The sequence below is a fragment of the Planococcus sp. FY231025 genome (genome assembly GCF_052078085.1).
Lineage (GTDB): Bacteria > Bacillota > Bacilli > Bacillales_A > Planococcaceae > Planococcus.
The window spans coordinates 14103-27793 of the sequence record NZ_JBQJJG010000007.1 but is presented as its reverse complement, the minus strand read 5'-3'; the positions used below and the strand labels follow the sequence as shown (position 1 = coordinate 27793).

The following is a 13691-nucleotide window of genomic DNA, read 5'->3' as shown; positions in this document are numbered from 1 at the left end:
ATCGATCCCTCTCACAGACGCCGGCAGGAGCCCCGTTCAATCAGCCGGGAAGGAACCACGACTCTTTTCGCAGGTACCGTTTCGTCCAATATTTTCTCTAATACAAGTTCTGCAGCATGCAGCCCGAGATCGTAAATGGAAATGTCCACTGTGCTGAGCGGCGGTTTCAGGTGGCCGGACAAGGTGTGGTTGTTGAAGCCCACGATCGATACGTCGTCCGGCACCTTGATTTCCAATTCTTCCAGGTAGCTGATCACTTCGTAAGCCACCAGATCATCATGCGTGATGATGGCGGTCGGCGGAACGTCGAGTTCCATGAGCTTCCGGATCGACTCCCGCTCAGCCCCTTGGATCGCTTCTTCGTTGACCGTATAGGCCGGCTCGAACGGAATGCCGTGTTCGGCCAGCGCTTCTTTATAGCCCTGCATCCGGTCGATCGACACGACGAAATCGCGCGCGCCTCCGACAAAAGCGATGCGGCGGTGCCCCAGGCCCACCAGGTAATCAACCACTTCTTTGGCGTTCGAGACGTTGTCGTTGTCGACATACGTGATGGCGTCTGAATCTTTGTACGGCCTTCCGACGACCGCGAACGGCAAGCCGGAACCCCGCAGGTACTCCATGACCGGATCGGCCACTTTCGAGTACAGGAGGACGATTCCGTCGACCCGTTTGCCCTGCGCCATCGCAACCACTTCATCGTAGATCTCTTCAGCCGTCGCCCCGGTCGACAAGTACAATCCGTACTTGCTGCCGTGGGCGCGGGTGGAAATGCCGCGCAGCACTTCCGGGAAGAACGGGTTCTGGAACGCGAGGACAGCCGAGTTCTCCATAACGATGCCGAGCGTCTGGCTCTTCTGCGCTACCAGGTTGCGGGCCTGGAAGTTCGGGTAGTAGCCCATGAACTCCATCGCTTCCCGCACTTTCTCTTTTGTGCCCTTGCTAATCCGGGGATTGTCGGCGATGACGCGGGACACGGTCGCCGGCGATACTCCGGCACGTTTCGCAACGTCCTTGATTGTAACTGCCATTGGTCCGCCTCCCTTATTTTACTGCCCCGTCGGATACCCCTTTGATAATCTCGCGCTGGGCAATGAAATAGAAGATGATGACTGGGATGATGGCGAGCGTCAGCCCAGCAAGCGCCAAATGCCATTGTTTCGTATATTCCCCGAAGAAGAAGAACATCTTCAGCGGAATCGTTTCGCTTCCCGCCGTGTTGATGACGAGCGACGGAAGCAGGTAATCGTTCCAGATCCAGATGATGTTGAGGATTGCCACGGTGACGGTGATCGGCTTCAGGATCGGGAAGATGATGAACCAAAACACTTGCCAGCGGTTCGCGCCGTCGATGGTCGCCGCTTCGTCAAGTGATTTCGGGATGTTGTTGAGCGCTCCGTGGTACAGGAAGATCGACAGGCTCGCCCCGAATCCAAGGTACATGAAGATCAAGCCGCCGCGGTTGAGCATTTCGAACTTGCCGAAAACCGTAACGAGCGGGATCATGACCGATTGGAACGGGATCAGCATCGCTGCGACAAACGTGAAGAACAGGATTGTGCTGAGCCTGCTTTTCGCGCGCGACAGGGCGTAAGCGGCCATGGCCGAAAAGATGATGATCAGCACCACGCTGACGACGGTGATCAACAGCGAGTTGAACAGCGTCTGGAGGAAATCGAGTTCCTCGAAAGCGGTGATGTAGTTCTCGAAACTCCACTTTTCGGGCAGGCTGACCGTGTCCATGAAGATTTCCTTTTTCGATTTGAACGAGTTGACGAACATCAGGTAAAACGGCGCAAGCCACAAGAGGGCCAGGAGCAAGCCCAGGACTTCCAGTTTTATATTCCATTTTTTCCGCATTACATTTCGACCTCCCTGCGTTTATTCAAATAAACCTGCACGAGGGCGATGATGGCGACGATCACGAAGAAAATCACGGCCTTCGCCTGCGCGTACGCGAAAGTGTTCTGCACGAACGCGGTCTTGAAGATTTCCATCGCGACCATCTCGGTCGAATTGTAAGGGCCGCCGCCTGTCAGCGACAGGTTTTGGTCATACAGCTTGAACGTGTTCGACAGCGTCAGGAACATGCTGACCGTGAACGCTGGAGCCACGAGCGGAAAAACGACATAACGGAAACGCTGGAACGTGGATGCCCCGTCGATTTCGGAAGCTTCCAAAAGCTCTTTCGGCATCCCTTCCAAATACGCGATGTAGATGACCATTATGTATCCAGCCATTTGCCAGCTCATCAGGATCGTCAGACCCCAGAAGCCGGTATTGGTTGTCGACAGCCAGCCCTGCAGGCTTTCCATCCCGAGGATTTCGCCGACGCTTGCAAATACTTTGATGAAGATGAACTGCCAGATAAAGCCGAGGATCAAGCCCCCGATCAAGTTCGGCATGAAGAACGTCGTCCGCAATAATTTGGTCGATTTCACGCGGCCTGTGACCAGCAGCGCAAGCGACAATCCGATGAAGTTGATCAGGATGACCGACACAACCGAGAACTTCGTCGTAAACCAGAGCGAATCAAGGAAGCGCTCGTCTTTCAATAAATCGATGTAGTTCTGGAAGCCGACGAATTCGCCGGTGGTGATGCCGTTCCAGGAAGTGAAAGAATAATAGACGCCAAGCAGCATCGGGACAATGACCACTAGTGTAAGGGCCAATAAAACCGGGGCGAGAAACAACCAATAAGAGAGATCTTTTGTGCGCATACGGGCATCTTTCCTTTCTTAAATTATACCGTGAAAGGCCTGGTAACAAAACAAAGTAGCACAGCGGCTACTTTGTTTTCAGGCTATTTTTATGAAAATTGACGCAATTCCGTCTTATTTAGCCCGGTCTGTTTCCCAAGCTTTCTTAGCTGTGTCGATAACTTCTTCCCAGCTGGCTTCCTCGCTCAGGTATTTCTGGATATTAGCTCCAAGAACGTCCTGTCCCCATCCAGTCGGATAGCCCATGAACACCCATCCGATTGTGTTGCCTGACTCGGATGCATCATAGATGGCTTTCGACATTGGATCAGAGATCTTCGAAGTGTCATAGCCTTCGTAAGCCGGGATGAATTTGAAGTCTTCCAATACAGCAGTTTTCCCTGCATCAGATGTGTAGAGCCAGTCCAAGAATTCTTTCGATTCTTTGACGACGTTTTCGTCAGCTTTCTTGTTTACGCCCCAGTACATCGGAACGCCAACCGGCAAGCCTGCATTTTCAATGCCTTCTACAGGGATCGGCATAAGGCCGACGCCGCTGTCCGCAAGTTCCTGGTCAATGCCGGCGATCGAGCCGTATGCCCAGTTCCCTTGCTGAATGATTGCCACGCGCTCAAGCGAGAACAATTCTTCCACCTGCTGCGAGTAATCAAGGCTCACAGTCGGCTGTTTCGAGTATTCGTTCTGCAGGTCGACGATTTTTTTGAAGCCGTCTGCGTATTTGAATTCAACTGTTTTTGCATCGAATGCTGTCAAGACGTTGTCATCGAATTCAGGTGCAAGGAATGTGTTTGAAAGGTGAAGGCCTGTCACCCAAGTTTCTTTCCCAGGGAAAGCGAATACCGACTCAAGCCCGAGTTCCTCTTTTTTTGAATCCAATGTTTTCACCGCTTCTTCAAGCGATGCGAAATCCGTGATGGATGCAGGATCGATTCCCGCTTCTTCGAATAAACGCGTGTTGTAGATGAAGCCGTAGCCTTCCTGGTTGTACGGAAGTCCGAGCACTTCAGATTCAACCGTTACGCCGTCAAGCGTGCCTTCAAGTGCAGCGCCAGCAGCTTCTGTGTCCGAAAGATCCGAAAGGTTGTCTTTCCAGTCAGCTACGTCCTGAGGCCCGCCGATGTTGAAGATCGCCGGCTCGTTGCCCGATGCAAAGCGTGAACGGAGCGCCGCGCCGTAATCTTCGCCGCCGCCGACCGTCGTGATTTCAATGTTGACGTTCGGGTTCTCTTTTTCGTACTGCTCAACTACGTCTTCGAACTGGTCCTTGAATTCCACTTTGAACTGGAAGATATCAACCGTCACTTCTTCTTCGCCGCCGTTTTCCGTTCCCGATGCCGCTTCTTCCCCGCCGCTGCACCCAGCCAAAACTGCTGCAGACAGCATCAATGAAGCCACTAACCCTTTTTTGAACTTCAATTCCTTCATTTCAAAATCCCCCTTTGTGGTCCGTGCAATCGTTTGCACAAAATGTGAAATAAAAAACGGAAACGGAAATCGGACACGCTTCCTGTCGTTAATTACCTGTATCATATCACCATGTAAACGTTTGCACAAGACAAAATTATTAATTTATTTTATGCGTTTTCGGTCGCTGGATCGGGAATCGGGCAACGCTAGGTTGTGGTGTAAGGAAAGTATGTTCATGTCGAATCATTCCTAAAGAACAGGCTGCATTGCAGACGGCGGCACGGCAAAAACGATGAATGCCCCTTCTTCGACTTCCGGCTTGAGACGGTGACGACAGTCTCGTGATTGTCGTACTTTTTGGTGAATTGGACCGTCCGCAATTTTGCCCTCGTTCATTCCCCTTCCAAAACCAATAATGCGGCGCCGAGGATGCCGGCGTCGTTTTCAAACTGGGCCACTTCGATCTGCAGCGGATTCAACAGCACCGGCTCGAGCTGGCGCTGGAGCGAGTCCATCCACAAGTCCGCCGCTTCCGACACGCCGCCGCCGATGATGACGATGTCCATGTCGAACGCCGCCTGGAGGCTGCTGATGACGACAGCGAGGTCAGCGGTGAACCCTTCCACCACTTCGCGCGCTGCCGTGTCCGTCTTCGCTTTTCCGAACAGTTCCGGCGGTGAATACGGCAGTCCCGCTTCCTTGATGCGGCGGCGGAGTGCCGTCCCCGATACGTACATTTCGTTGCAGCCGTGGCGGCCGCATGCGCATTGGACGCCGTTCGGGTGAAGGATCATATGTCCGAGTTCTGCTGCGCCGCCGTGCGGTCCGCCGCTCAGGAGCTTGCCGTCCCAGATGATGCCGCCGCCGAGTCCCGTGCCAAGCGTTAAGACGACGACGCGGCCGTATCCTTTCGCTGCGCCGAACTTCGCTTCGGCAAGCGCTGCCGCATTCGCATCGTTCTCCACTTCGACGCGCCGGCCGGTCGCGAGCTCCAGCCATTCCTTGACCGGCGTGCCAGTCCATCCCGGCAGCGTTTCCGCCGCGTAGATGATCTTCCCTTCTTTCGGGTCGACAAAGCCGTGCGTCCCGATGCCGATTGACGCGATTTCCGGCTCTTTGATGAGCATGCGGATGACGTGCTGCTCCAGATACGGATACAGCGGAATCATCGTCGGCACTTGTTCTTCGTGCAGGATCGTCCCGTCTGCGGCAATGATCCCCATGCGGATCTTCGTGCCGCCGATGTCGACGCCTAATACCTTCTCCATGAAACCCCTCCTATTTTCAGCCGAATTCCTTTTATCATACATGATTTCATTTCCGTGTCTAGATGCGGAATGCGGAATCTTGCGCTTGGTGCGTGCGGAATCGGCGAGTGTGCCGGATATCGTCGATTTTTTGGATTTATCGGCGATTTTGCGGATTTATCGGCGATTTTGCGGATTTATCGGCGATTTCGCGGATTTATCGGCGATTCTCGAGATTTATCGGCGATTCCGGTTTTATTCGCCCGGTGCTGCGCTGTTTACTTGCAGTATATGCGATTTACTTGCGGCAACGGGACATTTACTTGCGGAAAATGTGATTTACTTGCAGCAACCGCACGTTTACTTGCAGCAAACCTCAATTTACTTGCAGCCCCCTCCAAAAAGCACTCTCCGCACCCTCTCAATTCTTATAAAAAACAATCGCCTCATACGGCCGCAACAACACATCGCCTTCGCTCAGATTCACGGCGTAATTGCAGATCAGCACTTCACCTTCCGGGAGCGGCACCGCTTTCGTGTTTTCCGTGAAATTGCAGAAGACGGTCAGGGTTTCATTCCCCCAAGTGCGCGTGTAGGCGAAGATATCACTGTCGTCGCGCAGCAACAATTCGAAATCGCCGTGGGTGATAATGTCCAGCTCTTTCCGGAAGCCGATGAGTTTCTTGTAGTACTGGTAGACCGAAGCGGGATCGTGCCGCTGTTCGGCGTTGATTTCCGGGTAGTTCGGGTTGGCTTTGATCCACGGCGTCCCAGTCGTGAATCCGCCGTTCGGCCCGTCCGACCATTGCATCGGCGTGCGCGCGTTGTCGCGCCCTTTGGCGTGGATCATCACCATGATGTCGTCATGCGGCACGCCGGCTGCCCGCTTTTCCTTGTACATGTTCAGCGTTTCGATGTCTTTGTAGTCCTCGATCGATTCGAAGCGAACGTTAGTCATGCCAAGCTCTTCGCCTTGGTAGATATACGGTGTGCCTTGCATGAAATGCAGGCACGTCGCGAGCATCTTCGCCGACTCGACGCGCCAGTCGGTGTCTTCGCCGAAACGCGAAACGATGCGCGGCTGGTCGTGGTTGTTCCAATAAAGGCTGTTCCATCCTTTTTCGTGGAGGCCGTGCTGCCATTTTTCCATATTCTCTTTCAGGTCAGTGAGTCGCAGCGGCTTCAAATCCCATTTCTCGCCGGACGCCTGGTCGAGGCCCATGTGTTCGAACGTGAAGATCATGTTCAGCTCCCCGTTTTCGGCAGCCGTATAATCGCGCGCTTCTTTCGGCGTCGTGCCCGGCGTTTCGCCGACCGTCACGATGTCGTATTTCGACAGGACTTCCCTGTTCATCTCCTGCAGATACGTGTGTACGTTCGGCCCGTTCATGAATTGATGGCTGCCGTCGCCGCCCGGCGCATCGTGCATGTCGGCTGCCTTGGAAATCATATTGATGACGTCCATGCGGAAGCCATCGACGCCTTTGTCGAGCCACCAGCGCATCATTTCATAGACCGCCTCGCGCAGCTCCGGATTGTCCCAATTCAGATCCGGCTGCTTTTTGGAGAATAAATGCAAGTAATACTGGCCGCGTTCCTTATCGAATTCCCAAGTCGATCCGCTGAAGAACGAGCGCCAATTGGTAGGCTTGTCGCGCCAGATATAGAAGTCCGGACGGGTCTTGAACCATTCGTGCTCATCGGACGTATGGTTGACAACAAGGTCCATGACGAGCTTCATGCCCCGCGCGTGGATCTGCTGCAGCAGCTCATCAAAGTCCTCCATCGTTCCGAATTCCTTCATGATCCGGTAATAATCCCGGATGTCGTAGCCGTTGTCGTCGTTCGGCGAATCATAGACAGGCGACAGCCATAGGATGTCGACGCCGAGCTCCTGCAGGTAATCGAGCTTTCCGATAATGCCCCGCAAGTCCCCGATGCCGTCGCCATCGGAGTCCATGAAGCTCCGCGGATAAATTTGATAGACAGTCGATTTTTTCCACCATTCGGTCATGCCAATCCCTCTTTTCGGTTTCTGCAAATATTATTCTAATATCATACAGGAATATTCTGATTTTACAAAAGAGTTCATGGAAATTTTTTGTGTTAACTAAAACTAAATTTAAGTTGACTCAAATTTATGGGTTGATTATACTAAAGCTATCTTAAGCATTTGGAGGGACATCATGACCACAACGACCACCCGCACGGCCAATCATTCCAAGACTTTGAACTTAGTACATATCGCCATGTTCGCCGCTTTGATGGCGATCGGCGCGAACATCTCTTCTTTCCTGGTGATCGGCGGCGTGCCGATTACGCTGCAAACATTCTTCGCCATCCTTGCCGGACTTTTGCTTGGCAGCCGCATGGGCGCTCTGTCGATGATCGTTTATGCATTGATCGGCCTTGCCGGCGTTCCGGTGTTCGCCGCATTTTCCGGCGGCATGGACACATTGATCAGCCCGACGTTCGGCTTTATCGTGTCTTTCGTTTTCATCGCTTTGGCGAGCGGCTGGATATCGAATAAATTCCAGACACGTACCGGTTTTGTCGTAGCGGCACTCGCCGGACTTGTCGTGAACTACGTCATGGGCACAAACTGGATGTACGCGGCCTATAAATTATGGTTTGCGGCTCCGGAAGGCTTCACGTACAAGATGGCATGGGCATGGATGATGGTGCCGCTGCCGAAAGACATCATTCTTTCGGTGCTGGCAGGCTTCTTCGGTTTCCGGCTGAAGCCGATCATCCAGCGATTCAAATGATGTGAACAATGAAAACGGCTGGCCCCATGAGGTCAGCCGTTTTTCTATGGGGTGGTTTTGGGGTTATTTGCGTTTGTGGAGTTTTATTTGCGTTTGTGGAGTTTTATTTGCGTTCGTGGAGTTTTATTTGCGTTCAGAGAGCTTTATTTGCGTTCGCGGACAAGTTATTTGCGTTCAACAAAATTCGACACCAAATCCTGAACTCAAACTCCTTTGGTTTCTTGCTTTTCGCACCGCGAAAAGCGCCCTTTCTTTTGGCATCCGTCTTTTACGCTCGCTTGGAGAAATTTACGCGCGCTCGTGGCCGGTAACGCTCGTTCGCGAGTGCGTTACGCTCGCTCAGAAAATTTTACGCGCGTTCAGCAACCGGTTACGCGCGGTCAACAAAATCCGGCACAAAACCGGAAAACCGAACGAACCCCAATCGGATGCTTTCCGCGCAGCGGAAAGCGACAACCCCCAACCAAAAAAAGCTCCCGGATTCCCGGGAGCTTTCATTATTCAGGTGCCGCAAAATGTGACGTACGGGTTGTCCGGGTCAGCAGGCGGCTGCGTATAAGGATCTTGTTCCGTACTATAGCTGTACGGTGCGGAAAGCGCGGCGAGCAGCCGCTCCATGACGGTGAAATCGTTGTGCTCGACCGCGGCCGTGAGCGCTTCTTCCACGCGGTGGTTGCGCGGAATGACGTTCGGGTTGCTCGCTTTCATTAATTCGACGGCGGCGTCCCGGCCTTCTTCCTGGCGGTCCAGGCGCGCCTGCCACTTTTCATGCCATTCGTTGAACGCTTTCCGGCCGGCAAGCGCGGTCTCTTCCGGACGGTCGAGCGTCAGCGCACGGAACGTATTCGTGAAATCGGCGCCGTGTTCGTGCATTAGCTCAAGCAGGCCGCCGATCAGGCTTTCGTCTTCGGCTTCGACGTTGAAGAGGCCGAGTTTTGAACGCATGCCGGCAAGCCAATTGGCGTAATACGATTCGATGTACTCCTTCAAGAGGCCTTGGGCGATTTCCACAGCCTTGTCCTGCTTATCTGCCAGCAGCGGCAGCAAGGTTTCGGCAAATCGCGCCAGGTTCCAGCCGGCGATCTGCGGCTGGTTGCCGAATGCGTAGCGGCCTTGCTGGTCGATCGAGCTGAAGACGGTCGCCGGGTCGTACGTGTCGATGAACGCGCATGGGCCGTAGTCGATCGTCTCGCCGCTGATCGTCATGTTGTCGGTGTTCATGACGCCGTGGACAAAGCCGACAAGCTGCCATTTCGCGACAAGCGACGCGTGGCGCTGCGCCACTGCTTGGAGCAGTGCGATATAGGGATTGTCCACTGATTCAAGTTCCGGGTAGTGGCGGCGGATGGCGTAATCGGCGAGCGCTTTGCGCTCTTCGGTTCCGCCTTTATAGGCCGCGAACTGGAATGTTCCGAAGCGCAGATGGCTCGCTGCCACTCGCGTCAGGACCGCACCCGGCAAATAGGTTTCGCGCGCCACTTCCTCGCCGGTAGCTACGACTGCGAGGCTCCGGGTCGTCGGGATGCCGAGCGCGTGCATCGCTTCGCTGATGATGAATTCGCGGAGCATCGGACCGAGCGCCGCGCGTCCGTCGCCTCCCCGTGAATACGGCGTACGGCCGGAGCCTTTCAATTGGATGTCCAAGCGGCTGCCTCCTGGCGTGATCTGCTCGCCCAGTAGTACGGCGCGGCCGTCCCCGAGCATCGTGAATCCGCCGAATTGGTGACCGGCATAAGCTTGCGCAAGCGGTTCTGCACCTTCCGGAACCCGGTTGCCCGCGAGCATCGCCGCCCCTTCTTCCGTCTTCAGCGCTTCGCTATTCAAACCGAGCTCCGCCGCAAGCGTGTCATTGAAGATGACGAGCTTCGGCGAACGCACAGGCCATGGGTTCAATTTGGTGTAGAAGATGTCCGGAAGTTGGGCGTAGCTGCTTTCCAGCTTCCAGCCATAAGCGGTTTTCTGTTCGTTGCTGGCCATAAGATCATCCTTCCTTTACAGTCCATTTGTTCCTTCTACTATACCTTTTCCGCTCTTCATTCGCCCGTCTGCCGGCCTGAGCCGTCGGCACGAAAGGCAGGTAGGCAATAAAAAAACGCCAGGAGTCCCGGCGTGAACAATCAAGAGTTAAGCTTCCGCCGGTTCGTACTGTTCCGAAACAACGATTTCGTCTTCAACCAATAAATATGGATGCGTTTCGAGCAGCATCGTTTTTACGCTTTCCGGCATCGCTTTTTTGGGGTACGCGCAGATCAGCGGAAACTGCAGCTCCTTCACTGCGACGTCGATGATTTTTTCAAAATCCTCCACCAGATGTATCGGATCTTCCATCGTCGCCCATTCCACATGCGCCCAGGAACGGAAAGACGCTCCAGTCTGCACGTAAGGCTCGACGGTCTTTTCAAAATATGCCTGGATAGCAGGCGGATGGTAGCTGCCGCTTGAATAATAGAAATCGAAGCTTTTGACAAAATGGATCTTTTCCATTTGTTCTGCCGAAAGCTGATTCTTTAATTCCGACTGGATTTTCGGAGACAGCCGCAGATTTTCAATGAGCAGGACGTAATCCCCCTCCTCCACGCCGTGCTTGGCATAAGCAACGGCTTGTTCGATATATTTTTCGGTTTCATCATATGCATAAAGCACATGGGCATCGCGCTGTTCTTCAAACAAGCTGAGCATATTTTTATTCACTCAATCATCCCTTTAATAAGTATGGCGTCTTTTCAGTAAATTCATTATACATAAAATGGGAACATCCGTCCTCTTTCCAAGTTACATGAATCCCTATTCCTGTAAATAAACCCTTCACAAAACCGGCGCGAACAGCCGCGCCAGCCGTTGTTTGCCGCGCTCGAACGTTGTGCGTGCTTCGAACATTTCCATTGTTACGCGTTGCGACAGCTTCACGTCTTGTGCAAAAATGTGGTCCATTTCCAAAGCGGTGGCCTCATCGTAGATGAACGTATTCGCTTCGTAGTTCAAGGAAAAGCTGCGCGTGTCCAGATTGGCGGATCCGACCGACAGCGCCTTGCCGTCGACCGTCATCGTTTTCGCATGCAAAAAGCCATTCTTGTAGCGGTAGGCCCGCACGCCCGCATCTATCAATTCTTCAAGGAACGACAGACTGGCATCGTGGACGAAAAGATGGTCGGACTTCCCTGGGATCATGACCGCCACATCAATGCCGCTGAGCGCGGCGACGCGGATGGCGTCCAATACGGACTCGTCCGGGATGAAGTACGGCGTCTGGATGCGGATCGTCGATTGCGCACTTGCAATGAGCTTCAATAATCCGTACTTGATCTGGTCGTCCGGCTCGTCCGGTCCGCTCGCAACCAGTTGGACTGCCGCCCCGTGCTCCCCGCCGGTTTCCGGGAAATACGCCTGGCTGTAGCGGACGGGATGGCTTACGGATGCTTCGTTCCAGTCCTTCAGGAAAATGTGCTGCATCGAATGGACGGCGCTACCCGCAATCCGCAGGTGGGTATCCCGCCAATAGCCCATCTCCACTTGTTCGCCAAGGTATTCATCCCCGACGTTAAAGCCGCCGATATACCCGACCGCTCCGTCGATGACGGCGATTTTCCGGTGGTTCCGGTAATTGATCCGCGGATTGAACCACGGCAGCCGCGAAGGAAGCGACGCCGCTGCCCTTCCGCCTGCTTCGGTAAAGGCCTCAAAAAAGTCCCGCGGCAAAGCGTTCGAGCCGATATCGTCGTAAAGGAACAGGACTTTCACGCCTTCTTTCGCTTTCTCGGCAAGGAGCTCCATCAGCCGGTTGCCGATGCCGTCGTTCTTTAAAATATAATATTCCAAGTGGATATGGTCTTCTGCACGTTTGATGTCTTCGAACAGTGCATCGAACTTCCGCTCCCCGTCGTTAAAGATCTGCAGGCGGTTGTCCGTCGAAAGCGGCGCCGTATTCGTTTTCAGCTGCATCTTGATAAGGCCCTGCAATTCTTTCGGAAGCCGGCCCTGTCCGGAAAACGTCCCGCTCTCCAGCGCTTCGAGCTGCCCTGCGGCGCGCGCTTCGAGTTCCGGATTGGCATACGCGTTCGCGTTCCGGCCTTTTGTTTTATTGTGCGGCTGCCCGAACAGCAGGTACAAAAGGAAGCCGATCACCGGCAGGAAAATCAGGAGCAGGATCCAAGCCCACAGCGAAGAAGCCCGCTTCCGCTCTTTGAATAAAATAAAAAAAGCCAGCACGATATTCAACGTGAATATAAAGTTGCTGAATGTATTCCACCATTGAAAGGATATCCCTCCGTCGCCAAAGATAGTATCCCCTCCTCTCGAATCCCTTGCCCCTTTCTTTACCCGGTTTGCTCCGTGCTTATTCGTTTTTTTCAGCACGCCACCTTTCATATAAGGTACGGCGCTGCGGTGCTTCCCGAAAGCTTGCTGTTTTGTTTAATCCGCCGGGGAAAGAGGTATGGGGGGAGAAAAGGCGGATGCCTGAAGCAAAAGCTCACTATGCTTGATGGCGCCTTGCGGGAACCTTCTTTTCTGATCGGCATGGGTTCAGCAAGTGTACAAGGAGGCGATGGGACATTGGAAAACCGGTCATTTTACGGGGGTAAATGGAAGTGGATTATTCTGGATGAAATCGAAGAGCGGAATTCCCTCTCCCTCTACAGCAAACTTGAAAGCGAAACCTATTGGCACGAATCGCTGAAGGCCAACCGCACGAGCAGCCTCTATATGGACACTGCAGTGGAAGGCGAGGAATCGATGTGGGGGTCGATCATTTACCACCAGGACATCGAAGAACATAAAAACCAAAGCATCCTGCATTATTATTTGGAGGGCGAGACCCTCATCACCAATAAAATCGAGTACTCGCTGCTGTACAATATAAACGAGCGGCAACTGATCGATAAAATGGAAAGTGCTGAGAATGCCATCGAAGGGTTCATGATCCTGCTTGGCGAAGTCGTCGCTTCGTTCCTGCAGGACATCGACGAGTTCGAAGATCGCATGCATGAATTATTGTGGCGCATCAAAATCAAAAACGATAAGCAGGTGCTCGACAATATCATGGGCCAGCGCCACGAAGTGCTGGTATGGAAAAACCTCATGATTCCGATCATCGAAATCCGGGATGCCGTCCCGGAAGTGTTCGGAGAGATATTCACCGAAGGGAAGCATCACAAGCGCACTTCCAGGCGGATTATGCGGTGCCGCGACATCATCCAGGAATACGATACGGAAATCCGGGAAATCGTCGATCTCGAAACCGTAATTGTCTCCTACCGCGGAAATGAAATCGTCAAGACTTTGACGATCATTACCGTGATGTTCACGCCGATCGCAGCGTGGGGCGCGCTTTGGGGAATGAACTTCGAGAACATGCCCGAACTCAAATGGAAGTACGGCTATGCGGCCGCGCTCACCGTCATCGCCTTTTCGACGCTTCTCCTGTATTTCTATCTGAAGAAGAAAAAGTGGATGGGCAGCGTGCTGCAAAGCTTGACCAAAGAGAACGGGAAGCACTAAACAAGAGGAACCCGGCGAAGGGGCGCAACACCCTTCGCCGGGTTCCTCTTTTC

12 protein-coding genes are annotated in these 13691 nt (G+C 53.5%); 3 read left to right on the top strand and 9 right to left on the bottom strand.

Annotated features, from left to right (window positions below; genetic code table 11):
* Positions 1-11 precede the first annotated feature (11 nt).
* The 6 genes from ACTL32_RS09990 to ACTL32_RS09965 all read right to left on the bottom strand — a co-directional run bounded on the left by ACTL32_RS09990 (position 12) and on the right by ACTL32_RS09965 (position 7388).
* Positions 12-1031: a LacI family DNA-binding transcriptional regulator gene (locus tag ACTL32_RS09990; RefSeq protein ID WP_441341334.1), complete on the bottom strand. Its 1020-nt coding sequence runs from the start codon at positions 1029-1031 to the stop codon at positions 12-14.
* Between the two features lie 13 nt (positions 1032-1044).
* Entirely contained in the window at positions 1045-1860 is an 816-nt protein-coding gene (locus ACTL32_RS09985) for a carbohydrate ABC transporter permease (protein ID WP_204892026.1), read from the bottom strand.
* The gene (locus tag ACTL32_RS09980; protein WP_441341333.1) at positions 1860-2720 is read right to left on the bottom strand and encodes a carbohydrate ABC transporter permease; all 861 of its coding nucleotides are present in this window, start codon (positions 2718-2720) and stop codon (positions 1860-1862) included. Before ACTL32_RS09980 ends, ACTL32_RS09985 begins: the two co-directional genes overlap by 1 nt.
* Positions 2721-2834: 114 nt before the next feature.
* Positions 2835-4145 carry an ABC transporter substrate-binding protein gene (locus ACTL32_RS09975; protein ID WP_441341332.1) on the bottom strand — a complete coding sequence of 437 codons (1311 nt, stop codon included), beginning with the start codon at positions 4143-4145 and terminating at the stop codon, positions 2835-2837.
* Positions 4146-4519: 374 nt separating this feature from the next.
* Positions 4520-5395: an ROK family protein gene (locus ACTL32_RS09970; protein ID WP_441341331.1), complete on the bottom strand. Its 876-nt coding sequence runs from the start codon at positions 5393-5395 to the stop codon at positions 4520-4522.
* A gap of 400 nt (positions 5396-5795) precedes the next feature.
* Positions 5796-7388, bottom strand: coding sequence for a glycoside hydrolase family 13 protein (locus ACTL32_RS09965; RefSeq protein WP_441341330.1), 1593 nt, complete (start codon positions 7386-7388; stop codon positions 5796-5798).
* 172 nt (positions 7389-7560) lie between these two features.
* On the opposite strand from ACTL32_RS09965, the gene ACTL32_RS09960 reads away from it, so the two are divergent.
* On the top strand, positions 7561-8142 hold the full coding sequence (locus tag ACTL32_RS09960) for a biotin transporter BioY (RefSeq protein WP_441341329.1): 582 nt from the start codon (positions 7561-7563) through the stop codon (positions 8140-8142).
* A 1-nt stretch (position 8143) separates the two neighbouring features.
* Positions 8144-8701 (top strand): hypothetical protein, encoded by a 558-nt coding sequence (locus ACTL32_RS09955; protein WP_441341328.1) that lies wholly within the window; start codon positions 8144-8146, stop codon positions 8699-8701.
* On the opposite strand, the gene ACTL32_RS09950 is transcribed toward ACTL32_RS09955, so the two are convergent.
* The 3 genes from ACTL32_RS09950 to cls form a co-directional block, all read right to left on the bottom strand.
* Positions 8644-10119, bottom strand: coding sequence for a protein adenylyltransferase SelO (locus ACTL32_RS09950; RefSeq protein WP_441341327.1), 1476 nt, complete (start codon positions 10117-10119; stop codon positions 8644-8646). The two genes, ACTL32_RS09955 and ACTL32_RS09950, sit on opposite strands and share 58 nt — an antisense overlap.
* A 147-nt stretch (positions 10120-10266) precedes the next feature.
* The gene (locus ACTL32_RS09945) at positions 10267-10833 is read right to left on the bottom strand and encodes an MEDS domain-containing protein (protein WP_441341326.1); all 567 of its coding nucleotides are present in this window, start codon (positions 10831-10833) and stop codon (positions 10267-10269) included.
* Positions 10834-10947: 114 nt separating this feature from the next.
* Positions 10948-12495: a cardiolipin synthase gene (gene cls, locus ACTL32_RS09940; RefSeq protein ID WP_441341325.1), complete on the bottom strand. Its 1548-nt coding sequence runs from the start codon at positions 12493-12495 to the stop codon at positions 10948-10950.
* A 198-nt stretch (positions 12496-12693) separates the two neighbouring features.
* Here cls and ACTL32_RS09935 point away from each other — a divergent pair, with 198 nt between their 5' ends.
* Entirely contained in the window at positions 12694-13638 is a 945-nt protein-coding gene (locus ACTL32_RS09935) for a magnesium transporter CorA family protein (RefSeq protein ID WP_441341324.1), read from the top strand.
* Positions 13639-13691: the final 53 nt, after the last annotated feature.

What these genes read in the sequence shown, in the direction of transcription:
- ACTL32_RS09975 (WP_441341332.1), bottom strand. Translation starts at nt 4,145, where the DNA reads ATGAAGGAATTGAAGTTCAAAAAAGGGTTAGTGGCTTCATTGATGCTG.
- ACTL32_RS09960 (WP_441341329.1), top strand. Translation starts at nt 7,561, where the DNA reads ATGACCACAACGACCACCCGCACGGCCAATCATTCCAAGACTTTGAAC.
- ACTL32_RS09980 (WP_441341333.1), bottom strand. Translation starts at nt 2,720, where the DNA reads ATGCGCACAAAAGATCTCTCTTATTGGTTGTTTCTCGCCCCGGTTTTA.
- ACTL32_RS09970 (WP_441341331.1), bottom strand. Translation starts at nt 5,395, where the DNA reads ATGGAGAAGGTATTAGGCGTCGACATCGGCGGCACGAAGATCCGCATG.
- ACTL32_RS09965 (WP_441341330.1), bottom strand. Translation starts at nt 7,388, where the DNA reads ATGACCGAATGGTGGAAAAAATCGACTGTCTATCAAATTTATCCGCGG.
- ACTL32_RS09950 (WP_441341327.1), bottom strand. Translation starts at nt 10,119, where the DNA reads ATGGCCAGCAACGAACAGAAAACCGCTTATGGCTGGAAGCTGGAAAGC.
- ACTL32_RS09985 (WP_204892026.1), bottom strand. Translation starts at nt 1,860, where the DNA reads ATGCGGAAAAAATGGAATATAAAACTGGAAGTCCTGGGCTTGCTCCTG.
- ACTL32_RS09990 (WP_441341334.1), bottom strand. Translation starts at nt 1,031, where the DNA reads ATGGCAGTTACAATCAAGGACGTTGCGAAACGTGCCGGAGTATCGCCG.